Source organism: Pseudomonas sp. NBRC 111131 (assembly GCF_001320525.1).
Classification (GTDB): Bacteria; Pseudomonadota; Gammaproteobacteria; order Pseudomonadales; family Pseudomonadaceae; genus Aquipseudomonas; species Aquipseudomonas ceruminis.
Genome location: NZ_BCBH01000017.1, coordinates 46411 through 69825, shown reverse-complemented (window position 1 = coordinate 69825; position 23415 = coordinate 46411). Strand labels below are relative to the sequence as shown.

Below are 23415 nucleotides of genomic sequence, written 5' to 3'. Positions count from 1 at the left end.
GCGGCCCTGATCAATCAGCGGGTGTGCAGGAACGCACGAATCCGCTCAGCCGCTTCGATGCATTCGGCCAGCGGTGCAACCAGTGCCATGCGCACCCGTCCAGCACCCGGATTCACCCCATCCACTTCACGTGACAGGTACGAACCAGGTACCACGGTCACATGCTGCGCCTCGAACAGGTCGCGGGTGAACTCGGCATCACCGCCCGGCACCTTGGCCCACAGGTAGAAGCTACCATCGGGGCGTTGCACGTCCATCACCGGCTGTAGAATATCCAGCACCGCATCGTACTTGGCGCGGTACTGGTCCCGGTTTTCACGTACATGCGCCTCATCCTGCCACGCGGCAATGCTCGCCAGCTGGGTCTGCACCGGCATGGCGCAACCGTGATAGGTGCGGTACAGCAAAAATGGCTTGATGATCTGCGCGTCACCCGCGACGAAGCCCGAGCGCAGGCCAGGCAGGTTGGAGCGTTTGGACAGGCTGTGGAACACCACGCAGCGCTTGAAGTCGCTGCGGCCCAGCTCAGCGCAGGCGCTGAGCAGGCCCGGCGGCGGTGCGTCTTCGTCGAAGTACAGCTCGCTGTAGCATTCGTCGGCGGCGATCACGAAGTCATGTTCGTCGGCCAGTGCAATCAGCTTCTTCAGGGTCTCCATCGGCACCAGCGCGCCGGTAGGGTTGCCCGGCGAGCACAGGAACAGGATCTGGCAGCGCTTCCACACGTCGGCAGTCACTGCGTCGAAGTCCGGGTTGAAACCGTTGTTTTCCAGGCACGGCAGGTAATGCGGGGTGGCGCCGGCCAGAAGGGCCGCACCTTCATAGATCTGGTAGAACGGATTGGGGCTGACCACCAGGCCGTCGTCGGCACGGTTGACCACTGCCTGCGTGAAGGCGAACAGCGCTTCGCGGGTACCATTGACCGGCAGGATATGGCGCTCCGCATCAAGCCAGCCAGCCGGTACGCCGAAACGACGCTCGCACCACTGACCAATGGCCTGACGCAAAGCGGGCAGGCCGAGGGTGCTGGGGTAGACCGCCAGCTTGTCTAGGTTGTCGGCCATGGCCTGGGCGACGAACGCCGGCGATTCGTGCTTCGGCTCACCGATCGAAAGGGCGATGGCGCGCTTGTCCGCCGCAGGCTTCACGCTGCCCAGCAGGGCACGGAGTTTCTCGAACGGGTAAGGCTGAAGCTGGGTCAAGGCATGGTTCATCGGCGCAAGGTCTCGTCAATCGTCTAATCGTTAAAAGGTCACGCGGGTCGGGCTGGCGTCGCTGGTCTGGCCGGCCTGCAGTTGCTGCACGATGGCCTCCTGCAGGCGGCTGCACAGTTGCGGGTCGGACAACGGCTGGTTGTCGGCGTCGGTAATGAAGAACACGTCTTCCACGCGCTCGCCGAGGGTGGCGATCTTGGCATTCTGCAGCGACAGGTCGAACTCCAGGAAGATCCGCCCGATCCGTGCCAGCAGGCCAGGGCGGTCCGGCGCGGTGATCTCGAGGATGGTCACCGGACGCTGCGCATCGTTGAGAATGGTCACCTGGGGGGGGAAGTTGAAGTGCTTGAGCTGGCGCGGCACCCGACGCTGGATGATGGTCGGGTAATCCTCGGGGTTGCGCAGCGCTTCGGTGAGACCGGCGCGGATCTGCTTGACCCGCTGCGGGTTGTCGCCGATCGAGCCGCCGTCGTTGTCCAGCACGATGTAGGTGTCGAGGGTGAACTGGCTGCTCGAAGTGATGATGCGCGCATCGTGGATGTTCAAGTTCAGCTGCGACATGGCCGCCACGGTCACGGCGAAGAAGTCGTGCTGGTCGGGCGCGTAGATGAAGATCTGCGTACCCCCCTCGAATTCGCGCTGGGTGGTTTCCTTGATCAGTACCAGCGGCCCGCCATCGGCAGGTTGCTGCAGGATGGCGTCGCTGTGCCAGGCCACGTCGGCGGCGTTGTGCTTGAGGAAGTAATCGTCGCCCAGTTGCGACCAGAGTTGTTCCACGTCGTCCGGGTCGGTGCCTTCACGCACCAGGATATCCAGCGCGGCGCTCTGGGTCTGACGGATCTGCTCCTCGCGGTCCAGCGGGTTTTCCAGGCCCCGTCGCAAGGCGCGCTTGGTCTCGGTGTAGAGCTGGCGCAGCAGGCTGGCGCGCCAGGAGTTCCACAGGCTGGGGTTGGTGGCGTTGATGTCGGCCACGGTCAATACGTAGAGGTAGTCCAGGCGTGTCTCGTCGCCCACGTGCAGGGCGAAATCGTTGATCACCTGCGGGTCGGACAGGTCCTTGCGCTGGGCGGTGGTCGACATCACCAGGTGGTTCTGTACCAGCCAGACAATCAGCCGGCTGTCCCACGCTGGCAGCTGGTGGCGTTCGCAGAACTTCTGGGCGTCCACCGCGCCGAGCTCGGAGTGGTCGCCCTGTCGGCCTTTGCCGATGTCATGGTAAAGGCCCGCCAGGTAGATCAGCTCAGGCTTGGGCAGTCGGCCCATGAGCTTGCTGGCCAGCGGGAATTTCTCGGAGACCGGTGTGTACTGCAGTTTGCGCAGGTGCTTGATGAGGTTGAGGGTGTGCGCATCGACCGTATAGATGTGAAACAGATCGTGCTGCATCTGCCCGACGATCAGGCCGAACTCCGGCAGGTAGCGACCGAGAATGCCGTAGCGGTTCATCCGCCGCAGGTTGCGGTGGATGCCGATTTCGCATTTGAACAGCTCGATGAACAGGCTGGTGTTGCGGATATCGTTGCGGAAGGTATCGTCGATCAGGTGCCGGTGTTCGCGCAGCAGCCGCACCGTGTCGGCGCGCACGCCCTTGATCTCGGGGTGCTGGGCCATCAGCACGAAGATTTCCAGCATGGCGAACGGCGTACGCTTGAATACGTTTGGTTTGACCGCCTCTATATAGCCGTCATGCAGGCGGAAGCGCGCGTTCAACGGCTGCGTGGTGCCGCTGTCATCGTCGGCAAGGATGACCTCCTCGAAGTGCTGAATGATCAGGTCACACAGCTGGCTGATGCTCATCACCACCCGGTAATACTGCTGCATGAACTGCTCGATGGCACGCTTGGGGTTTTCGTCGGTGTAGCCCAGCAGCGTGGCGATGCTGCGCTGGTGGTCGAACAGCAGGCGGTCCTCGGAGCGGCCTGCGAGCATGTGCAGGGCGTAGCGGACCTTCCACAAAAAGTCCTGGGAGGAAGCCAGCAGTTCGTTTTCGCTTTCCAGCAGGAAGCCCTCGCCGGCCAGCGCGTGCAGGTTCAGGGTGCCGTACTGGCGCCGAGCCACCCAGAGCACCGTCTGGATGTCGCGCAGGCCGCCGGGCGAGCCTTTGACGTTGGGCTCAAGGTTGTATTCGGTGTCGTTGTACTTGTGATGGCGGGCCTTGAGTTCGGCCCGTTTGGCCAGGAAGAATTCCTTGCTGGGCCACATGTGCGCCGTGCTGGTGACCTCCAGCATGCGCTGGCGCAGCTGTTCGGGGCCGGCGACGGTGCGGCTTTCCATCAGGTTGGTGATGACCGTGAGGTCGGCGCTCGCCTGCTCGGCGCATTCGTCGACTGTGCGCACGCTCTGGCCGACTTCCAGCCCGATGTCCCACAGTAAGGTCAGAAAACGCTCGATGGCCTCGCGGTACTGTTCGTGCTCAGCCGCACCGAGCAGGATCAGCAGGTCGATGTCCGAGTGCGGGTGCAGTTCGCCACGCCCGTAGCCACCGACGGCGACCAGGGCGATGCCGTTGGCGTCGCCCCAGTCGAACTGGTTCCAGGCCTGTTGCAGGATATTGTCGACGAGCCACGCCCGGTCCTCGATCAGCCGGCGGATTTCGCAGCCGCCGCGAAAACGCTTGTCGAGCACCTCGCCGGCCTGGCGGATGGCTTTCTTGAAGGCGGCGATGGGGCTCGCCTTGAGGGCCAGTTCCGCCTGGAACTGGCCGCGATCGAACAGCTCGGGATCCACCTGGGGCATCGCGTCGCGTTCCTGTCGTTGAGGTTGCCTTGGGGCGAAATCAGGCCGAGGTGCGCGGGATGGTATCGTCCTTGCGCAGGGTGAAGATCTCGTAACCGGTAGCCGTCACCACCAGGGTGTGCTCCCACTGGGCCGAGAGCTTGCGGTCCTTGGTAATGGCGGTCCAGCCGTCGCCCAGTACCTTGGTATCGGCCTTGCCCTGGTTGATCATCGGCTCGATGGTGAAGGTCATGCCTTCTTTCAGTTCCATGCCGGTGCCGGCGCGGCCATAGTGGAGGATCTGCGGCTCTTCGTGGAATACCTTGCCGATGCCATGGCCGCAGAACTCGCGTACCACCGAGAAGCCGTTCTTTTCAGCGTGCTTCTGGATCACTTCACCGATGTCGCCCAGGCGGCAACCCGGCTTGACCAGCTCGATGGCCTTGTACATGCATTCCTGGGTAACCTTGGACAGGCGCTCAGCCCATACCGGCACGGTACCGACGTGGAACATGCGGCTGGTATCGCCGTGGTAGCCGTCCTTGATCACGGTGACGTCGATGTTGAGCGTGTCACCGTCCTTGAGTGGCTTGTCGTTGGGGATGCCGTGGCAGACCACATGGTTGATCGAGGTGCAGATCGACTTCGGGTAGCCTTTGTAGTTGAGCGGCGCCGGAATGGCCTGTTGCACGTTGACGATGTAGTCATGGCACAGGCGGTCGAGCGCTTCGGTGGTGACACCGGGCTTGACGTGTTCTTCGATCATTTCCAGCACTTCGGCGGCCAGGCGGCCGGCGATGCGCATCTTCTCGATGTCTTCTGCGGTCTTGATGGTGACGGTCATTACAGGCTCTCTACGGCGCGGTATACCGCGCGAACAAACGGGAAAGGCCGGATTCTAGCAGAGCAGGGCGGCAGTCTGTCGGGATAAAGGCGGCCATACTGCTGTCTACAGGGGGCATTCTGGCCTGTTTGGCGGGGTGCTGCAAAAGCCGCTGACGGACGTGATGTTTGCTGGGTTCCGTTCGTTCTCGGTCTGTGGTATAAAATGCGCCGCTTTCGGGGACGACCCCGTAAGCCCTAAACCCACACACGTGTCGACACGATGACCTGGGTGCCCCGTATTCTCGAACTTCGTGTTCAGGTGCGTGGGTTGGTCATTGGGATACGTGGAGGCCCAACCCGACTTATCAAGGAACTATCATGTCCCAAGTCAACATGCGCGATATGCTGAAGGCCGGTGTGCACTTCGGCCACCAGACCCGTTACTGGAACCCGAAAATGGGCAAGTACATTTTCGGCGCGCGTAACAAGATCCACATCATCAACCTGGAAAAAACCCTGCCTATGTTCAACGACGCCCTGGCGTTCGTAGAGCGTCTGGCTCAGGGCAAGAACAAGATCATGTTCGTCGGCACCAAGCGTTCCGCCGGCAAGATCGTCGCCGAGCAAGCTGCTCGTTGCGGTTCGCCATACGTTGACCACCGCTGGTTGGGCGGCATGCTGACCAACTACAAGACCATCCGCGCTTCGATCAAGCGTCTGCGCGACCTGGAAACCCAGGCCGAAGACGGCACTTTCGCCAAGCTGACCAAGAAAGAAGCCCTGATGCGTTCCCGCGACCTGGAAAAACTGGATCGCAGCCTGGGTGGTATCAAGGACATGGGCGGCCTGCCTGATGCCCTGTTCGTGATCGACGTTGACCACGAGCGCATTGCTATCACCGAAGCCAACAAGCTGGGCATCCCGGTTATCGGCGTTGTCGATACCAACAGCAGCCCGGAAGGTGTTGACTACATCATCCCAGGTAACGATGACGCCATTCGCGCTATCGAGCTGTACATGACTTCGATGGCTGACGCCGTCATCCGCGGCCGCAACAACGTTGCTGGCGGCACCGAAGTCTACGCTGAAGAAGCGGCTGCACCTGCTGCTGAGTAATAGGCGCTAGCGTCTACTTGGCACGCGAAAAGGGGGCTTAGCCCCCTTTTTGCCACCTTGAAATCCTGCTGTCAGCAACGGCCCCGCATCATGGGTCGGCTGAGTTGAAAACAGCGGATTTGCAGAATTTAACGCCCGTGTCGAGCGGGTGGAATGGTTGAAAAACTTTCCAAGAGGATTTTGAAATGGCAGCAATTACTGCGGCGCTGGTCAAAGAACTGCGCGAGCGTACCGGCGAAGGCATGATGGATTGCAAAAAGGCCCTGGAAAAGGCCGGCGGCGACATCGAGAAAGCCATTGACGACATGCGTGCCTCGGGCGCCATCAAGGCTGCCAAAAAGGCTGGCAACGTCGCTGCTGAAGGCGCTATCGCCGTCAAGACCGACGGTAAATCCGCCGTCCTGCTGGAAGTGAACTCGCAGACCGACTTCCTGGCCCTGCAAGACGACTTCAAGAACTTCGTTGCTGAAAGCCTCGAAGAAGCCTTCGCTCAGAAGCTGACCGACGCTGCTCCGCTGATCGCTTCGCGTGAAGCCGCTCGTGAAGCCCTGGTCGCCAAGTGCGGCGAGAACGTCAACATCCGTCGCCTGGTCCGCGTTGAGGGTGACGTTGTCGGTGCTTACCTGCACGGCAACAAGATCGGTGCCGCTGTCGTCCTCAAGGGCGGCGACGTCGAGCTGGCCAAGAACATCGCCATGCACGTTGCAGCTTCGAACCCTGAGTTCCTGCTGCCGTCGGAAGTGTCGGCCGAAGCCATCGAGCGCGAGAAAGGCGTCTTCCTGCAGCTGAACGAAGAGAAGATCAAAGGCAAGCCTGAGAACATCGTCGAGAACATGGTCAAGGGCCGTATCTCGAAGTTCCTGGCCGAAGCTTCGCTGGTCGAGCAAGCCTTCGTCATGAACCCGGAAATCAAGGTCGGCGAACTGGCCAAGAAAGCCGGTGCCGAAATCGTTTCCTTCACCTACTTCAAAGTGGGCGAAGGCATCGAGAAGCCGGTTGACGACTTCGCTGCTGAAGTTGCCGCTCAGGTAGCAGCTGCCAAGCAGTAAGACAGCCCCGTCTGTCGCCCCAAAGAGGCTGCCCGCTCACGCGCGCAGCCTCTTTGTCAAAGCGGAACAGCGTTTATCCAGCCCGTTCCGCTGGCACCAAAATGGTGCCACGCTACAGTTAGCAGGCTGCAAGCAGCCCGCACGAATTTTCTAAAGTACGCCGCAGGAGAGACTCGCAATGGCTCAGCAGGTGAGTGGTCGCCAACCTCGCTATAAACGCATTTTGCTCAAACTTAGCGGCGAGGCCCTGATGGGCTCGGAAGACTTCGGTATCGATCCGAAGGTGCTGGATCGCATGGCCCTTGAAGTTGGCCAGCTGGTAGGGATCGGTGTCCAGGTCGGCCTGGTGATCGGTGGTGGCAACCTGTTCCGTGGTGCCGCGCTCAGCGCAGCCGGCATGGACCGTGTCACCGGCGACCACATGGGGATGCTGGCTACCGTGATGAACGGCCTGGCCATGCGCGATGCGCTGGAGCGCTCGAACATCCCGGCCCTGGTCATGTCGGCCATTTCCATGGTTGGCGTCACCGATCATTACGATCGTCGCAAAGCTATTCGCCACCTCAACTCCGGGGATGTGGTAATTTTCTCCGCCGGTACCGGCAACCCGTTCTTCACCACCGACTCGGCAGCCTGCCTGCGCGCCATCGAAATCGATGCCGACGTGGTATTGAAGGCGACCAAGGTCGATGGTGTGTACACTGCCGATCCATTCAAGGACCCACATGCCGAGAAGTTCGATCACCTGACCTACGATGAGGTCCTGGATCGCAAGCTCGGCGTCATGGACCTGACCGCAATCTGCCTGTGCCGTGACCACAAGATGCCATTGCGGGTATTCAACATGAACAAGCCTGGCGCCCTGCTGAATATCGTGGTGGGTGGCGCTGAAGGTACTCTGATCGAGGAAGGTCAAGCATGATCAACGACATCAAGAAAGACGCCCAGGAACGCATGGGCAAGTCCATCGAGGCCTTGGGCCGCAACCTGGCAGCCATCCGCACCGGTCGCGCCCACCCAAGCATCCTGGACAGCGTCAAGGTCCCGGCTTGGGGCAGCGAAATGCCGCTGAACCAGGTGGCCGCGATTTCCGTCGAAGATGCGCGCACCCTGAAGATCGTCGCCCACGACAAGAACCTCAGCGCTGCCATCGAGAAGGCCATCCTGACCTCCGACCTGGGCCTGAACCCGTCCAGTGCCGGCACCACTATCCGCGTACCGATGCCCGCCCTGACCGAAGAAACCCGCAAGGGCTACACCAAGCAGGCCAGCGGCGTTGCCGAAGATGCCAAGGTTGCCGTGCGCAACGTGCGCCGTGATGCCCTGGCTGACCTGAAGAAGCTGACCAAGGACAAGGAAATCAGCGAAGACGAAGAGCGTCGCGCCGCTGACGAGATCCAGAAGCTGACCGACAAGTACGTCGCCGAAATTGACGCTGCGTTCAAAGCCAAGGAAAAGGACCTTATGGCCGTCTAAGGCCGAGGTTTTTTAATGGAAAAGACCAAGCTGGTGGCACCGTCTTCGGTGCCGCGTCACGTCGCGATCATCATGGATGGCAACAATCGCTGGGCGAAGAAGCGCCTGTTGCCCGGCGTTGCCGGGCATAAGGCCGGCGTGGATGCTGTGCGTGCGGTTATCGAAGTCTGCGCCAAGTCCGGGGTCGAGGTGCTGACCCTGTTCGCCTTCTCCAGCGAGAACTGGCAGCGCCCGGCCGAAGAGGTCGGTGCGTTGATGGAGTTGTTCTTCTCGGCGCTGCGCCGCGAGGCCAAGCGCCTCAATGAGAACAACATCAGCCTGCGCATCATCGGCGACCGCTCGCGGTTCCATCCCGAGTTGCAGGCCGCCATGCGCGAAGCTGAAGCGCTGACGGCTGGCAATAATCGCTTCATTCTGCAGATCGCCGCCAACTACGGCGGTCAGTGGGACATCGCCCAGGCTGCACAGCGGTTGGCGCGTGAAGTCCAGGCCGGTCATCTGCGCCCGGACGACATCACCCCAGGCCTGTTGCAGACCTGCCTGGCCACCGGTGAGCTGCCGTTGCCGGACCTCTGTATTCGCACCGGTGGCGAGCACCGTATCAGCAACTTCCTGTTGTGGCAGTTGGCCTACGCCGAACTGTACTTCTCCGACCTTTACTGGCCGGACTTCAAACACGAGGCCATGCGCAATGCCCTGGCCGATTTCGCTTCGCGCCAGCGCCGCTTTGGTAAGACCAGCGAGCAGGTCGAGGCTGGAGCTCGTGCTTAATGCTTAAACAACGCATCATTACCGCGCTGATCCTGCTGCCGGTCGCGCTGGGTGGCTTCTTCCTGCTCAACGGCGGGGATTTCGCCCTGTTCATCGGCTTCGTGGTGACCCTTGGCGCCTGGGAATGGGCACGTCTGGCCGGGCTGATGGCCCAGTCGCAGCGCATCGTCTACGCCGCCGTGGTCGCCGGAGCGCTGATGCTCCTCTACCTGATGCCCGACCTGGCGCCCTGGGTGTTGGGGGCTTCGGTCATCTGGTGGGGGCTGGCAACCTGGCTGGTGCTGACTTACCCGCGTAGCGGCGAGTTGTGGGCCAGCGCTGCCTGCCGTCTGCTGATCGGGCTGCTGATCCTGCTGCCGGCCTGGCAAGGTCTGGTGCTGCTCAAGCACTGGCAGTTGGGTAACTGGTTGATTCTCTCTGTCATGGTGCTGGTGTGGGCTGCCGATATTGGCGCCTACTTCTCCGGCCGAGCATTCGGCAAGCGCAAGCTGGCCCCGCAAGTCAGCCCGGGCAAGAGCTGGGAAGGTGTCTATGGCGGGCTGGCTGTCAGCCTGGTGATTACCCTGGTGGTCGGCATCAGCCGGGATTGGGGTATTGGCCAGCTGCTGCTCGGGCTTTTGGGCGCGGCGCTGGTGGTAATGTCGTCGGTGATCGGTGACCTGACCGAGAGCATGTTCAAGCGCCGCTCTGGCATCAAGGACAGCAGCAACCTGTTGCCTGGCCATGGTGGGGTGTTGGACCGCATCGACAGCCTGACAGCGGCCATCCCAGTCTTCGCCGTGCTGCTGTGGGCTGCTGAATGGGGTGTGATGTGAGCGCAGTGCAGCGTATTACTGTGCTGGGCGCCACCGGCTCGATCGGCCTGAGCACCCTGGATGTCATCGCCCGTCACCCCGAGCGCTACCAGGTATTCGCATTAAGCGGCTACTCGCGTATCGACGAGTTGCTTGCCCTTTGCGTGCAGCATCGCCCGGCCTATGCCGTAGTGCCCAATGGCGAGTCAGCCGCGCGCTTGCGTGCTGCGCTGGCAGCCGCTGGCAGCTCCACCGAGGTGCTTGAAGGGGAGGCGGGCCTTTGCGCGATAGCCTCCGCCCCTGAGGTCGATGCAGTAATGGCGGCCATCGTCGGCGCTGCCGGCCTGCGCCCCACCTTAGCCGCCGTCGAGGCGGGCAAGAAGGTGCTGCTGGCCAATAAAGAAGCGCTGGTAATGTCTGGCGCATTGTTCATGGACGCGGTGCGGCAAAGCGGTGCCGTGCTGTTGCCCATCGACAGCGAACACAACGCGATCTTCCAGTGCCTACCCGCTGACTATGGCCGTGGCCTGAACCAGGTGGGTGTACGCCGTATCCTGTTGACTGCTTCGGGCGGCCCGTTCCGGGAAACGCCGCAGGCTGGCCTGGCCGATGTGACGCCCGAGCAGGCATGCGCCCATCCCAACTGGTCCATGGGGCGCAAGATTTCCGTGGACTCGGCAAGCATGATGAACAAGGGCCTCGAGCTGATCGAGGCGTGCTGGCTGTTCGATGCGGCGCCGGCCAAGGTCGAGGTGGTGGTCCACCCACAAAGCGTCATTCACTCCCTGGTGGATTACGTCGACGGTTCGGTACTGGCTCAGTTGGGTAACCCGGATATGCGCACCCCTATTGCCAATGCCCTGGCCTGGCCAGAGCGCATCGACTCCGGGGTAGCGCCACTGGACTTGTTCGCGATTGCTCGCCTGGATTTCCAGGCGCCCGACGCGCTGCGCTTCCCTTGCCTGCGCCTGGCGCGTCAGGCGGCAGAGGCGGGTAACAGCGCGCCGGCCGTGCTCAATGCGGCCAACGAGATCGCGGTCGAGGCATTTCTTGAGCGGCGTATCCGCTTCCCTGAGATCGCGGGTATGATCGAACAGGTGCTCGAGCAGGAACCTGTGGTGCCATTGCCTTCGCTGGAGGCTGTATTTGCTGCCGACCAGCGTGCCCGGGAGCTGTCCCGCGAGTGGCTGAGGCGCCACGGCCGCTGATGGCGGCCTGCTGCAGGGTTGCGCTGAACGTGATTCGGAGATGGGTATGACTGCGCTCTACATGATTATCGGCACCCTGGTAGCCCTGGGTGTTCTGGTCACGTTCCACGAATTCGGCCACTTCTGGGTGGCCCGGCGCTGTGGCGTCAAGGTGCTGCGTTTCTCGGTGGGCTTCGGCACGCCGCTGCTGCGCTGGCATGACCGGCACGGCACCGAGTTCGTGGTGGCCGCGATTCCCCTGGGTGGCTACGTCAAGATGCTCGATGAGCGCGAAGGCGATGTTCCGCCGGCGCTGGCTGACCAATCGTTCAATCGCAAGTCGGTGCGCCAACGCATTGCCATCGTTGCCGCAGGTCCGATAGCCAACTTCCTGCTGGCTATCGTCTTCTTCTGGCTGCTGGCGATGCTGGGTACACAGCAAGTCCGCCCGGTGATCGGTGCAGTCGAGTCCGGGAGCATGGCCGCTACGGCTGGGCTGCTGGCTGGCCAGGAAATTGTATCGATCGATGGCAAGCCGACCAACGGCTGGTCAGCGGTCAATCTGCAGCTGGTCCGTCGTTTGGGTGAAAGCGGAACCCTGCAGGTGGGGGTGCTCGATGAAGGTGCCAGTGCGCCGCGTCAGTTGCAGGTCAAGCTCGACAGCTGGTTGAAAGGTGCCGATGAGCCGGACCCGATCCAGGCCTTGGGGCTGCGGCCATGGCGCCCGGCGGTAGTGCCCGTGGTGGCTGAGCTCGACCCGAAAGGCCCGGCTGCCGCTGCCGGGCTGAAGCTGGGCGACACACTGCTGGCACTCGACGGTGTGGCGTTGAGCGATTGGCAGCAGGTGGTCGACACGGTGCGGGCCCGCCCTGACGCCAAGGTCGTGGTGCGTGTCGAGCGCGATGGTGCAGCCCTGGACGTGCCGGTAACCCTGGCTCACAAGGGTGAAGGCAAGGCCGCCGGTGGTTACCTGGGGGCTGGCGTCAAAGGCACCGAATGGCCTGCCGGCATGCTCCGCGAGGTCAGTTATGGCCCGCTGGAGGCCGTGGGCGAGGGCGTCTCGCGCACTTGGAACATGAGTGTCCTGACCCTCGAATCGTTGAAGAAAATGCTGTTCGGGGAGCTCTCGGTAAAAAACTTGAGCGGACCGATAACCATTGCTAAAGTGGCGGGCGCTTCAGCCCAGTCCGGCATCGGGGATTTCCTGAATTTCCTCGCCTACCTGAGCATAAGCCTGGGGGTTCTTAACCTGCTGCCCATCCCGGTACTGGATGGGGGGCATTTGCTGTTTTACCTGGTCGAGTGGGCGCGCGGTCGTCCGCTGTCGGATCGGGTGCAAGGTTGGGGGGTCCAGATCGGTATCAGTTTGGTCGTAGGGGTGATGTTGCTCGCCCTGATCAACGATCTGGGTCGACTATAAAAGCTTCGCATTGCGAACCTGCCGCCTTTTCGCGGCAGGTTGTTTATTGCCAGTTGGAATAAAAGGACTTCATGAAACGTCTGCTGCTAACTGCGGTCCTCTCCGCACTGATGATCGCTGAAGTTCACGCCGAGTCCTTCACCATCTCCGATATTCGTGTCAACGGCCTGCAGCGGGTTTCCGCTGGCAGCGTCTTCGGCGCCTTGCCCCTGAACGTGGGCGATCAGGCCGACGACCGGCGTCTGGTGGAGTCGACCCGTTCGTTGTTCAAGACTGGCTTCTTCCAGGACATCCAGCTGAACCGCGACGGCAATGTCCTGATCATCAACGTGGTCGAGCGCCCGTCGGTGTCGAGCATCGAGATCGAAGGCAACAAGGCGATCAGTACCGATGACCTGATGAAGGGTCTGAAACAATCGGGCCTGTCCGAAGGCGAGATCTTCCAGCGTGCCACCCTCGAAGGTGTGCGTAACGAGCTGCAACGCCAGTACGTGGCCCAGGGCCGCTACTCGGCCGAGGTCGATGCCGAGGTCGTGCCACAGCCGCGCAACCGGGTCGCGTTGAAGATCAAGATCAACGAGGGCACCGTCGCCGCCATCCAGCACATCAACATCGTCGGCAACACCGTGTTCGGCGATGAGGAGCTGTCGCAGCTGTTCGAGCTGAAGACCACCAACTGGCTGTCGTTCTTCAAGAACGACGACAAGTATGCCCGCGAGAAGCTCTCCGGTGATCTGGAGCGCCTGCGTTCCTACTACCTGGACCGCGGCTACATCAACATGGACATCGCCTCTACCCAGGTGTCGATCACCCCGGACAAGAAGCACGTCTATATCACCGTCAACGTCAACGAAGGCGAGAAGTACACCGTCCGCGACGTGAAGCTCTCCGGTGACCTCAAGGTGCCGGAAGACCAGGTGAAATCGCTGCTGCTGGTGCAGCCTGGCCAGGTGTTCTCGCGCAAGGTAATGACCACTACCTCCGAGCTGATTACCCGCCGTCTGGGTAACGAAGGCTATACCTTCGCCAACGTCAACGGCGTGCCCCAGCCGAACGACCAGGACCACACCGTCGACATCATGTTCGTGGTCGACCCGGGCAAGCGTGCCTACGTCAACCGCATCAACTACCGTGGCAACACCAAGACTGAAGACGAAGTGCTGCGCCGCGAGATGCGCCAGATGGAAGGCGGCTGGGCTTCGACCTACCTGATCGACCAGTCCAAGACGCGCCTCGAGCGCCTGGGCTTCTTCAAGGAAGTCAACGTTGAAACCCCGCCGGTGCCAGGCACCGACGACCAGGTCGACGTCAACTACAGCGTGGAAGAGCAGGCATCCGGCTCGATCACCGCAAGCGTCGGTTTTGCCCAGAGCGCCGGCCTGATCCTTGGCGGCTCGATCAGCCAGAGCAACTTCCTCGGTACCGGTAACAAGGTCTCCATCGGCCTGACCCGTTCCGAATACCAGACCCGCTACAACTTCGGCTACGTGGATCCCTACTTCACCGCCGACGGCGTCAGCCTGGGTTACAACGCGTTCTACCGCAGCACCAACTACGACGACCTCGACGTCGATGTGGCAAGCTATGCGGTAGACAGCCTGGGCGCCGGTATCAGCCTGGGCTACCCGATCAGCGAGACTTCGCGCCTGACCTACGGCCTGAGCGTGCAGCAGGACAAGATCAAGACCGGTAAGTACACGGTTAACGAGATCTTCGACTTCCTCGAGAAAGAGGGCGACAACTTCCTGAACTTCAAGGCCTCGGTCGGCTGGTCCGAATCGACCCTGAACAAAGGTGTGCTGGCGACCCGTGGTCATTCCCAGAGCTTGACCCTGGAAACCACCATTCCGGGCAGCGACCTGTCGTTCTACAAACTCGACTACCGTGGCCAGCTGTTCAAGCCGATCACCAACAACTACACCCTGCGCCTGCACACCGAACTGGGCTATGGTGATGGTTTCGGCGGCACCTCGGGCCTGCCGTTCTACGAGAACTACTACGCGGGTGGCTTCAACTCCGTTCGCGGCTTCAAGGACAGCAGCCTGGGTCCACGCAGTACACCTAGCATCGGTGCTAACGATCCCAGTGGCAATGGTAAACCAGGAACCATCCGTGACCCGGACCAGGACCCATTGCCGTTCGGTGGTAACGTGCTGGTGCAAGGTGGTGTAGAACTGCTGTTCCCATTGCCGTTCGTCAAGGACCAGCGTTCGCTGCGCACCTCCGTGTTCTGGGACGTGGGTAACGTGTTCGACACCAATTGCGGCAGCAAGCCGGATTGCGAAAAGGTCGGCTTCTCGGGCATGGCCAGTTCGGTCGGCCTGGGTGTCACCTGGATCACTGCCCTGGGCCCGCTGAGCTTCAGCCTGGCAATGCCGGTGAAGAAGCCGGACGATGCCGATACCCAGGTGTTCCAATTCTCTCTGGGCCAGACCTTCTAAGGTCGGCCCTTGCTTAACGACAACGGTTTATCCAGGAGTGCATCGTGCGTAAGTTGACTCAACTGGCCGTAGTGGCCGCGGCGCTGGTCGCCACCCCGGCTTTCGCCGAAATGAAGGTTGCCGTTCTGAACTATCAGATGGCGCTGCTCGAATCCGATGCCGCCAAGAAATACGCGGTGGATGCCGAGAAGAAGTTCGGCCCGCAGCTGACCAAGCTCAAGACCCTGGAGAGCAGCGCCAAGGGCATCCAGGACCGTCTGATCAAGGGCGGCGACAAGATGGCCCAGCCTGAGCGTGAGCGCCTGGAACTTGAATTCAAGCAAAAGGCCCGTGACTTCCAGTTCCAGTCCAAGGAGCTGAACGAAGCCAAGGCCGTTGCCGACCGCGACATGCTCAAGCAGCTTAAGCCGAAGCTCGACGGTGCTGTCGAGGAAGTGATCAAGAAAGGCGGTTACGACCTGGTCCTCGAGCGTGGTGCGGTCATCGATGTCAAACCTCAGTACGACATCACCCGCCAGGTCATCGAGCGTATGAACCAAGCCCGTTGATATGACCGTGACCATGACGCTCGGCCAGTTGGCCGAGGCCCTCGGGGCCACACTGAAAGGCTCCGAGGCGCTGCAGATTACCGGGCTGGCCACCTTGCAGGAGGCTGGCCCCGGTCAATTGAGCTTCCTCGCCAACCCGCAGTACCGCAAGTACCTGGATAACAGCCAGGCGGCGGCGGTGCTGCTCAAGGCTGCGGATGCCGAAAGCTTTGCCGGCAATGCCCTGATCGTGGCAGACCCGTACCTGGCCTATGCGCGTATTTCTCACCTGTTCGACCCCAAACCCAAGGCTGTAGCGGGAATCCATCCCAGCGCCGTGGTTGCCGAGGACGCCCAGGTGGACGCCAGTGCCAGCGTCGGGCCGTTCGCGGTCGTCGAGAGCGGCGCACGTATTGGCGCCAACGTCAGCATCGGCGCGCACTGCGTGATCGGTGCCCGTTGCGTGGTAGGCGAGGGTGGTTGGCTGGCTCCGCGGGTCACGCTGTATCACGACGTGACTATCGGCAAGCGCGTGGTCATTCAGTCGGGTGCTGTGATCGGCGGCGAGGGCTTCGGCTTCGCCAACGAGAAGGGCGTCTGGCGCAAGATCGCGCAGATTGGCGGCGTCACCATCGGTGATGATGTCGAGATCGGCGTCAACACCGCCGTAGACCGTGGCGCGCTGTCCGACACGCGGATCGCCGACGGGGTCAAGCTCGACAACCAGATCCAGATCGCCCACAACGTACAGATCGGTGAGCATACGGCCATGGCTGCCTGCGTCGGGATTTCCGGCAGCACGCGCATTGGCAAGCATTGCACCATTGCTGGCGGCGTTGGCATGGTGGGTCATATCGATGTCTGCGATAACGTATTCGTATCCGGGATGACCATGGTGACCCGTTCTATCACCGAACCGGGTGCCTACTCTTCCGGTACTGCCATGCAGCCACTGGCTGACTGGCGCAAGAGCGCTGCGCGTATCCGCCAGCTGGATGACATGGCCAAGCGTCTCCAGCAGCTGGAAAAACGTGTCGATACCGTGACCTCAGGTGGCCAGCCGGCATCAGAAGGCTGATACCATTTCCTGAGCAAGAGTGAACAGTCGCTAGCTGGCTCCTCTTTGGATTGCAAAAGGAGCGTGTGGTCAGCACCTGCGCTCCCTATTCTTATTACAGGCTTCCCCCCGAAATGATGGACATCAACGAGATTCGCGAATACCTGCCTCACCGCTACCCGTTCCTGCTGGTAGATCGCGTGACGGATCTGGACTTCGAGGCCCAGAGCATTCGTGCCTACAAGAATGTCAGCATCAACGAGCCGTTCTTCAATGGCCACTTCCCGGCGCACCCGATCATGCCGGGCGTCCTGATCATCGAGGCCATGGCCCAGGCGGCCGGCATCCTCGGCTTCAAGATGCTCGATACCAAGCCGGCCGATGGCACCCTGTACTACTTCGTTGGCTCCGACAAGCTGCGTTTCCGTCAACCGGTATTGCCGGGTGACCAGCTCGTCCTGGAAGCCAAGTTCCTCAGCCGCAAGAGCATGATCTGGAAGTTCGAGTGCCGTGCCCTGGTCGACGGCAAGCCGGTCTGCTCGGCTGAGATCACCTGCGCGGAACGCTCCCTATGAGTTCGATTGATCCGCGGGCGATCATCGATCCGTCGGCCAAACTGGCCGATGGTGTCGAGGTTGGCCCGTGGTCGATCGTTGGCCCCGATGTGGAAATCGGGGAGGGTACCGTCATCGGTCCCCATGTGGTGCTGAAGGGGCCGACCCGAATCGGCAAGCACAACCGCATCTACCAGTTTTCCTCGATTGGCGAAGACACCCCTGACCTCAAGTACAAGGGTGAGCCGACGCGTCTGGTAATCGGTGATCACAATGTGATCCGCGAAGGTGTGACCATCCACCGTGGTACGGTCCAGGACCGTTCGGAAACCACCCTGGGCGACCATAACCTGGTCATGGCTTATGCACATATCGGTCATGACAGTGTGATTGGCAACCATTGCATCCTGGTCAACAACACAGCGCTGGCCGGCCATGTGCATGTGGGCGACTGGGCGATCCTTTCCGGTTTTACCCTGGTGCACCAGTATTGTCACATTGGTGCTCATGCGTTTTCCGGCATGGGTACGGCAATCGGCAAGGACGTTCCGGCCTTCGTCACGGTGTTCGGCAGCCCCGCCGAAGCCCGCAGCATGAACTTCGAAGGCATGCGCCGTCGTGGGTTCAGCGATGAAGTGATTCATGCACTGCGCCGCTCCTACAAGATCGTCTACCGCCAGGGCCTGACCGTTGAAGAAGCGATCAAGGAACTCGATGAGTTGGCGAACAAACACCCCGAGGTCGACCTGTTCCGTCAGTCGATCGTGAATTCCGCCCGCGGCATCACCCGCTGACATGGCCCAGCTTTGCGTAGCGCTGGTTGCGGGTGAAGCCAGTGGCGATATTCTTGGCTCCGGTTTGATGCGCGCCTTGAAGGCGCGCCATCCCGATGTGCGCTTTATCGGCGTCGGCGGTCCGCTGATGGAAGCCGAAGGCCTGCAGTCTTATTTTCCCATGGAGCGTCTGGCGGTCATGGGCCTGGTCGAAGTGCTGGGGCGCCTGCGCGAGCTGCTCAAGCGGCGCAAGGCACTGATCCAGACCCTGATCGCTGAAAAGCCCGATGTGTTCATTGGCATCGACGCCCCTGACTTCACTCTCAATATCGAATTGAAATTGCGTCAGGCGGGTATCAAGACGGTGCATTACGTCAGCCCATCAGTCTGGGCCTGGCGGCAGAAGCGCGTGCTGAAAATCCGTGAAGGGTGCGACCTGATGCTGACGCTGCTGCCCTTCGAGGCGCGGTTCTACGAAGACCAGGGTGTACCGGTGCGGTTTGTCGGCCATCCGCTGGCCGATACCATTCCCTTGACCGCTGATCGTCAGGCTGCGCGCAGTGCGCTTGGTCTTGGCGAAGGTCCGGTGGTGGCATTGATGCCCGGTAGCCGTGGCGGTGAGGTCGGGCGCCTGGGGGCGTTGTTCCTCGATGCTGCCCAACGCCTTCAGTCGCAGATTCCGGATGTGCGCTTCGTCTTGCCCTGCGCCAACGCCGCGCGGCGTGCGCAGGTTGAGCAAATGCTCGAAGGCCGCGACTTGCCATTGACCTTGCTCGATGGCCAGTCCCACCAAGCCCTGGCAGCCTGCGATGCGGTGCTCATCGCCTCCGGCACCGCCACCCTGGAGGCGTTGCTGTACAAACGCCCCATGGTTGTGGCCTACCGCCTTGCGCCGTTGACGTACTGGATACTCAAGCGCCTGGTAAAGAGCCCTTACGTGTCGCTGCCAAACTTGCTCGCTCAGCGTGAGCTGGTGCCCGAGCTGCTGCAGGATGCTGCCACCAGCGACGCCTTGGCCCAGGCCCTGGCGCCGCTGGTGGCCGATGGCAGTCGGCAGACCGAAGGCTTCGACGAGATTCACCGTACCTTGCGCCGCGACGCCTCTAACCAGGCAGCCGACGCGGTGCTGGCCTTGCTCAAGGACCGCTGACATGCAGATAGGACTGGATTTCAACCTCGTCGAGGACCTGGTCGCAGGCGTGGACGAGGTGGGCCGCGGCCCGCTGTGCGGCGCGGTGGTTACGGCGGCAGTGATTCTCGACCCGGCTCGGCCGATCCTGGGCTTGAACGACTCGAAGAAGCTCACCGAAGCCAAGCGCGAAGCGCTGTTCGATGAGATCTGCGAAAAGGCCCTGAGTTTTTGCATCGCCCGCGCCGAGGTCGATGAGATCGACCGCCTGAACATTCTGCATGCCACCATGCTGGCCATGCAGCGAGCCGTTGTGGGGCTGCATGTCACGCCCAAGCTCGCACTGATCGACGGCAACCGTTGCCCCAAGCTGGCGGTGCCTGCTGCGCCAGTGGTCAAGGGGGATAGCCAGGTACCGGCCATTGCTGCGGCCTCGATCCTCGCCAAGGTGACCCGGGACCGTGAGATGAGCGCGTTCGAGCTTATTTATCCTGGCTACGGGATCGGCGGGCACAAGGGGTACCCCACGCCGGTGCACCTGGAGGCCTTGGCCCGGCTTGGGCCTACACCCATTCATCGGCGTTCCTTTGCGCCGGTACGGGCAGCCTGGGAAGCCCGCGAGGGCGTTACCGACTCACTGATCTAGTGCACCGGGGCCGCTTTGCGGCCCTTTCGCGATACACGGCCGCGGCTACTCAACTGGCGTGATCCGCGGTAGCAGTCGCCTTGTGTCGTGATGGGCTGCGAAGCAGGCCCAAATCCCTCACGCATTTACGCTACAATCCCGCCCTTGTCGTTCAGCACTGCTACAGGATTCTCCATGTCGGTTCCCTTCGTTCACCTGCGCGTCCACTCCGAATTCTCGCTGGTCGACGGCCTGGTGCGGATCAAGCCGCTGGCCAAGGCGCTGGCTGGAATGAACATGCCGGCGGTGGCGATCACTGACCAGAGCAACATGTGCTCGCTGGTGAAGTTCTACAAGACCGCCATGGGTGCCGGGATCAAGCCGATCTGCGGTGCCGACCTGTGGCTGGCCGGTGCCGACCCTGAGGCACCGCTGTCGCGCCTCTGCCTCTTGGCCATGAACCCTGCGGGTTACCGTAACCTTACCGAGCTGATTTCGCGCGGCTGGACCGACGGCCAGCGCAATGGCCTGGTGATTCTCCAGCGTGACTGGATCGCTCCGGCCAGCGAGGGGCTGATTGCCCTGTCCGCAGGCAAGGAAGGCGATATCGGCCAGGCCCTGATGGCCGGCCGGAGCGACGAAGCCGAGGCGCTGCTGCGCGACTGGCTGGGCATGTTCCCCGAGCGTTTCTACGTCGAACTGCAGCGTACCAACCGTGCCGGTGATGAAGAGTACGTGCACGCCGCCGTGGCCCTGGCCGACCAGCTCGGTGCGCCGCTGGTGGCAACCAACGATGTGCGCTTCATCAAGCAATCAGACTTCGATGCCCACGAAAGCCGCGTCTGCATCGGCGAGGGCTGGACCCTGGACGACCCGCGGCGCCCGCGGATGTACAGCGACCAGCAATACCTCAAGAGCGCTGAGGAAATGGCCGAGCTGTTCAGCGACCTGCCCGACGCCATTGCCAACACCGTCGAGATCGCCAAGCGCTGCAACATCCAGGTGCAACTGGGCAAGTACTTCCTGCCCGACTTCCCGACGCCCAATGGCATGGGCATTGATGACTACCTGCGCCATGTTTCCCATGAAGGTTTGGAGGAGCGCCTGGCGGTGCTCTGGCCCAAGGAGACCACGCCCAATTACGAAGAGAAGCGCCAGGTCTACCTGGATCGGCTGAAGTTCGAGCTGGACATCATCATCCAGATGGGTTTCCCCGGCTACTTCCTGATCGTTATGGACTTCATCAAGTGGGCCAAGAACAATGGCGTGCCGGTCGGCCCAGGCCGAGGATCGGGTGCCGGTTCGCTGGTGGCCTATGTTCTGAAGATCACCGACCTCGACCCGCTGGCCTACGACCTGCTGTTCGAGCGCTTCCTCAACCCTGAACGTATTTCCATGCCCGACTTCGACGTCGACTTCTGCATGGATGGCCGTGACCGAGTGATCGATTACGTGGCCGAAGCGTACGGTCGCAACGCGGTAAGCCAGATCATCACCTTCGGCACCATGGCCGCCAAGGCGGTGGTGCGTGACGTGGCGCGGGTTCAGGGCAAGTCCTACGGCCTGGCTGACCGCCTGTCGAAGATGATCCCGTTCGAAGTGGGCATGACCCTGGAGAAAGCGTACGAGCAGGAAGAAATCCTGCGTGATTTCCTCAAGGGGGACGAAGACGCCCGCGAAATCTGGGACATGGCGCTCAAACTCGAGGGGGTGACCCGGGGCACCGGTAAGCACGCCGGTGGCGTGGTAATCGCCCCGACCAAGCTCACCGATTTTTCGCCGATTGCCTGTGACGAAGAGGGCGGTGGCCTGGTAACCCAGTTCGACAAGGACGACGTCGAAGCCGCCGGCCTGGTCAAGTTCGACTTCCTCGGTTTGCGTACCCTGACCATCATCAAGTGGGCAATGGAGACAATCAACCGCGAGCAGGCCAAGAACAACCTGCCCGACGTCAACATCGACTTCATCCCGCTGGATGACCGCAAGACCTACGAGCTGTTGCAAAAAGCCGAGACCACGGCGGTGTTCCAGCTCGAATCGCGCGGCATGAAAGAGCTGATCAAAAAGCTCAAGCCCGACTGTCTGGAAGACCTTATCGCACTGGTGGCACTGTTCCGCCCGGGCCCGCTGCAATCGGGCATGGTGGACGACTTCATCAACCGTAAGCACGGCCGCGCCGAACTGGCCTACCCACACTCGGACTACCAGTACGAAGGCCTGAAGCCTGTTCTGGCGCCAACCTACGGCATCATTCTGTATCAGGAACAGGTGATGCAGATTGCGCAGGTGATGGCGGGTTATACCCTTGGCGGCGCCGACATGCTGCGCCGGGCCATGGGTAAGAAAAAGCCCGAAGAGATGGCCAAGCAGCGCGGTGGTTTCATCGAAGGCTGTGTCGCCAACAACATTGATGCAGACCTGGCCGGCAACATTTTCGACCTGGTGGAGAAGTTCGCCGGCTACGGCTTCAACAAATCCCACTCGGCCGCCTATGGCCTGGTTTCCTATCAGACCGCCTGGCTCAAGACACACTACCCGGCGCCGTTCATGGCCGCGGTACTGTCGGCGGACATGCACAACACCGACAAGGTGGTCGTGCTGATCGAAGAGGTTCGCAGCATGAAGCTGCGCCTCGATGCGCCGGACGTGAACGCTTCGGAGTTCAAGTTCACGGTCAATGACGACGGCCGCATCATCTATGGCCTTGGCGCCATCAAGGGGGTCGGGGAGGGGCCGGTCGAGGTCATCGTCGAGGCACGTGCTGAAGGCGGCCCGTTCAAAGACCTGTTCGATTTCTGTGAGCGGGTCGACCTCAAGCGCGTCAACAAGCGCACCCTCGATGCGTTGATCCGCAGCGGTGCCCTGGACCGCCTCGGTCCGCACTTCCATGACGAGATCAAGGCGTACCACGCCAGCATCGACATCAACCGTGCCACCTTGCTGTCAGCGTTGGAAGAAGCCATCAAGGCCGCTGAGCAGACCGCACGCACCGCTGACAGTGGTCATGTCGACCTGTTCGGTGGCCTGTTCGTCGAACAGGACTCCGACGTCTATGCCAACCACCGCAAGGTACGTGAACTGACGCTCAAGGAGCGCCTGAAGGGCGAGAAGGACACCCTTGGGGTGTACCTCACCGGCCATCCGATCGACGAGTATGAAGGTGAGATCCGCCGGTTTGCCCGCCAGCGCATCATTGACCTGAAACCGTCCCGCGAAACACAGACCATCGCCGGAATGATCATTGCGCTGCGGGTGATGAAGAACAAGAAGGGTGACAAGATGGGCTTCGTCACCCTGGACGACCGCTCAGGGCGTATCGAGGCGTCGCTGTTTGCCGATGCCTATATGGGCGCCCAGGCACTGTTGCAGAACGACGCAATGGTGGTCGTCGAAGGTGAGGTCAGCAACGATGACTTCTCCGGTGGCCTGCGCCTGCGGGTGAAGCAGGTGATGACCATGGAAGATGCGCGCACCAAGCTGGCCGAAAGCCTGCGCCTGAAGGTTGCCCATGATGCGCTCAAGGGTGACCGCCTGGCCTGGCTGGGCGAGTTGATCACCCGCCACCGTGGCGGATGCCCGATCACCCTCGAATACACCGGCAGCGACGCCAAGGCCATGCTGCAGTTCGGCGACCAATGGTCGATCGACCCCGCCGATGGCCTGATTCAGGCGCTGCGTGACCAGTTCGGGCGTGAGAACGTCTTCCTGCAATATCGTTGAACCGACGAAATTTAATCTCGACCTGAAT

The 23415-nt window shown here is 61.6% G+C and carries 19 protein-coding genes; 16 read left to right on the top strand and 3 right to left on the bottom strand.

The window, feature by feature from the left end; genetic code table 11:
* Positions 1-14: 14 nt before the first annotated feature.
* Genes dapC through map form a run of 3 tightly spaced genes read right to left on the bottom strand, consistent with a single transcriptional unit; the run spans position 15 to position 4767 of the window.
* Positions 15-1211, bottom strand: coding sequence for a succinyldiaminopimelate transaminase (dapC, locus tag APH34_RS16590; RefSeq protein WP_054902119.1), 1197 nt, complete (start codon positions 1209-1211; stop codon positions 15-17).
* Between the two features lie 30 nt (positions 1212-1241).
* Positions 1242-3944, bottom strand: a complete 2703-nt coding sequence (locus tag APH34_RS16585) for a [protein-PII] uridylyltransferase (RefSeq protein WP_054902118.1) — start codon at positions 3942-3944, stop codon at positions 1242-1244.
* A gap of 40 nt (positions 3945-3984) precedes the next feature.
* Positions 3985-4767, bottom strand: coding sequence for a type I methionyl aminopeptidase (gene map, locus APH34_RS16580; protein ID WP_016712936.1), 783 nt, complete (start codon positions 4765-4767; stop codon positions 3985-3987).
* 359 nt (positions 4768-5126) lie between these two features.
* Here map and rpsB point away from each other — a divergent pair, with 359 nt between their 5' ends.
* The 16 genes from rpsB to dnaE all read left to right on the top strand — a co-directional run bounded on the left by rpsB (position 5127) and on the right by dnaE (position 23387).
* The gene (gene rpsB, locus APH34_RS16575; protein WP_054902117.1) at positions 5127-5864 is read left to right on the top strand and encodes a 30S ribosomal protein S2; all 738 of its coding nucleotides are present in this window, start codon (positions 5127-5129) and stop codon (positions 5862-5864) included.
* A gap of 185 nt (positions 5865-6049) precedes the next feature.
* Entirely contained in the window at positions 6050-6913 is an 864-nt protein-coding gene (gene tsf / locus APH34_RS16570; RefSeq protein WP_054902116.1) for a translation elongation factor Ts, read from the top strand.
* Positions 6914-7091: 178 nt separating this feature from the next.
* Positions 7092-7835, top strand: a complete 744-nt coding sequence (gene pyrH, locus APH34_RS16565) for a UMP kinase (RefSeq protein ID WP_003252294.1) — start codon at positions 7092-7094, stop codon at positions 7833-7835.
* On the top strand, positions 7832-8389 hold the full coding sequence (gene frr / locus APH34_RS16560; protein WP_054902115.1) for a ribosome recycling factor: 558 nt from the start codon (positions 7832-7834) through the stop codon (positions 8387-8389). Before pyrH ends, frr begins: the two co-directional genes overlap by 4 nt.
* 15 nt (positions 8390-8404) lie before the next feature.
* Complete coding sequence (gene uppS, locus APH34_RS16555; RefSeq protein WP_054902114.1) at positions 8405-9160, top strand: polyprenyl diphosphate synthase; 756 nt, start codon at positions 8405-8407, stop codon at positions 9158-9160.
* Positions 9160-9975: a phosphatidate cytidylyltransferase gene (locus tag APH34_RS16550; protein ID WP_054902113.1), complete on the top strand. Its 816-nt coding sequence runs from the start codon at positions 9160-9162 to the stop codon at positions 9973-9975. The genes uppS and APH34_RS16550 overlap by 1 nt, the downstream gene beginning before the upstream one ends.
* A complete protein-coding gene (gene ispC / locus APH34_RS16545; protein ID WP_054902112.1) occupies positions 9972-11162 on the top strand; it encodes a 1-deoxy-D-xylulose-5-phosphate reductoisomerase in 1191 nt (396 codons plus the stop codon). The genes APH34_RS16550 and ispC overlap by 4 nt, the downstream gene beginning before the upstream one ends.
* A gap of 46 nt (positions 11163-11208) precedes the next feature.
* Positions 11209-12561, top strand: coding sequence for an RIP metalloprotease RseP (gene rseP / locus APH34_RS16540; protein ID WP_054902111.1), 1353 nt, complete (start codon positions 11209-11211; stop codon positions 12559-12561).
* Positions 12562-12632: 71 nt separating this feature from the next.
* Positions 12633-15002: an outer membrane protein assembly factor BamA gene (gene bamA, locus APH34_RS16535; RefSeq protein ID WP_054902110.1), complete on the top strand. Its 2370-nt coding sequence runs from the start codon at positions 12633-12635 to the stop codon at positions 15000-15002.
* A gap of 44 nt (positions 15003-15046) precedes the next feature.
* Entirely contained in the window at positions 15047-15550 is a 504-nt protein-coding gene (locus APH34_RS16530) for an OmpH family outer membrane protein (protein ID WP_054902109.1), read from the top strand.
* 1 nt (position 15551) lies between these two features.
* Positions 15552-16607 (top strand): UDP-3-O-(3-hydroxymyristoyl)glucosamine N-acyltransferase, encoded by a 1056-nt coding sequence (gene lpxD, locus APH34_RS16525; protein ID WP_054902108.1) that lies wholly within the window; start codon positions 15552-15554, stop codon positions 16605-16607.
* Between the two features lie 113 nt (positions 16608-16720).
* Positions 16721-17161: a 3-hydroxyacyl-ACP dehydratase FabZ gene (gene fabZ, locus APH34_RS16520; protein WP_016392301.1), complete on the top strand. Its 441-nt coding sequence runs from the start codon at positions 16721-16723 to the stop codon at positions 17159-17161.
* Positions 17158-17934, top strand: coding sequence for an acyl-ACP--UDP-N-acetylglucosamine O-acyltransferase (gene lpxA / locus APH34_RS16515; protein WP_054902107.1), 777 nt, complete (start codon positions 17158-17160; stop codon positions 17932-17934). The genes fabZ and lpxA overlap by 4 nt, the downstream gene beginning before the upstream one ends.
* A gap of 1 nt (position 17935) precedes the next feature.
* Positions 17936-19063, top strand: coding sequence for a lipid-A-disaccharide synthase (lpxB, locus tag APH34_RS16510; protein ID WP_054902106.1), 1128 nt, complete (start codon positions 17936-17938; stop codon positions 19061-19063).
* A gap of 1 nt (position 19064) precedes the next feature.
* On the top strand, positions 19065-19688 hold the full coding sequence (rnhB, locus tag APH34_RS16505) for a ribonuclease HII (protein WP_054902105.1): 624 nt from the start codon (positions 19065-19067) through the stop codon (positions 19686-19688).
* Between the two features lie 174 nt (positions 19689-19862).
* Entirely contained in the window at positions 19863-23387 is a 3525-nt protein-coding gene (gene dnaE, locus APH34_RS16500; protein WP_054902104.1) for a DNA polymerase III subunit alpha, read from the top strand.
* Positions 23388-23415 lie beyond the last annotated feature (28 nt).

Bases quoted from the DNA above. Each gene is read 5' to 3' on its own strand.
- dapC (WP_054902119.1), bottom strand. From the start codon at position 1,211: ATGAACCATGCCTTGACCCAGCTTCAGCCTTACCCGTTCGAGAAACTC.
- APH34_RS16585 (WP_054902118.1), bottom strand. From the start codon at position 3,944: ATGCCCCAGGTGGATCCCGAGCTGTTCGATCGCGGCCAGTTCCAGGCG.
- map (WP_016712936.1), bottom strand. From the start codon at position 4,767: ATGACCGTCACCATCAAGACCGCAGAAGACATCGAGAAGATGCGCATC.
- rpsB (WP_054902117.1), top strand. From the start codon at position 5,127: ATGTCCCAAGTCAACATGCGCGATATGCTGAAGGCCGGTGTGCACTTC.
- tsf (WP_054902116.1), top strand. From the start codon at position 6,050: ATGGCAGCAATTACTGCGGCGCTGGTCAAAGAACTGCGCGAGCGTACC.
- pyrH (WP_003252294.1), top strand. From the start codon at position 7,092: ATGGCTCAGCAGGTGAGTGGTCGCCAACCTCGCTATAAACGCATTTTG.
- frr (WP_054902115.1), top strand. From the start codon at position 7,832: ATGATCAACGACATCAAGAAAGACGCCCAGGAACGCATGGGCAAGTCC.
- uppS (WP_054902114.1), top strand. From the start codon at position 8,405: ATGGAAAAGACCAAGCTGGTGGCACCGTCTTCGGTGCCGCGTCACGTC.
- APH34_RS16550 (WP_054902113.1), top strand. From the start codon at position 9,160: ATGCTTAAACAACGCATCATTACCGCGCTGATCCTGCTGCCGGTCGCG.
- rseP (WP_054902111.1), top strand. From the start codon at position 11,209: ATGACTGCGCTCTACATGATTATCGGCACCCTGGTAGCCCTGGGTGTT.
- bamA (WP_054902110.1), top strand. From the start codon at position 12,633: ATGAAACGTCTGCTGCTAACTGCGGTCCTCTCCGCACTGATGATCGCT.
- lpxD (WP_054902108.1), top strand. From the start codon at position 15,552: ATGACCGTGACCATGACGCTCGGCCAGTTGGCCGAGGCCCTCGGGGCC.
- fabZ (WP_016392301.1), top strand. From the start codon at position 16,721: ATGATGGACATCAACGAGATTCGCGAATACCTGCCTCACCGCTACCCG.
- lpxA (WP_054902107.1), top strand. From the start codon at position 17,158: ATGAGTTCGATTGATCCGCGGGCGATCATCGATCCGTCGGCCAAACTG.
- lpxB (WP_054902106.1), top strand. From the start codon at position 17,936: ATGGCCCAGCTTTGCGTAGCGCTGGTTGCGGGTGAAGCCAGTGGCGAT.
- rnhB (WP_054902105.1), top strand. From the start codon at position 19,065: ATGCAGATAGGACTGGATTTCAACCTCGTCGAGGACCTGGTCGCAGGC.
- dnaE (WP_054902104.1), top strand. From the start codon at position 19,863: ATGTCGGTTCCCTTCGTTCACCTGCGCGTCCACTCCGAATTCTCGCTG.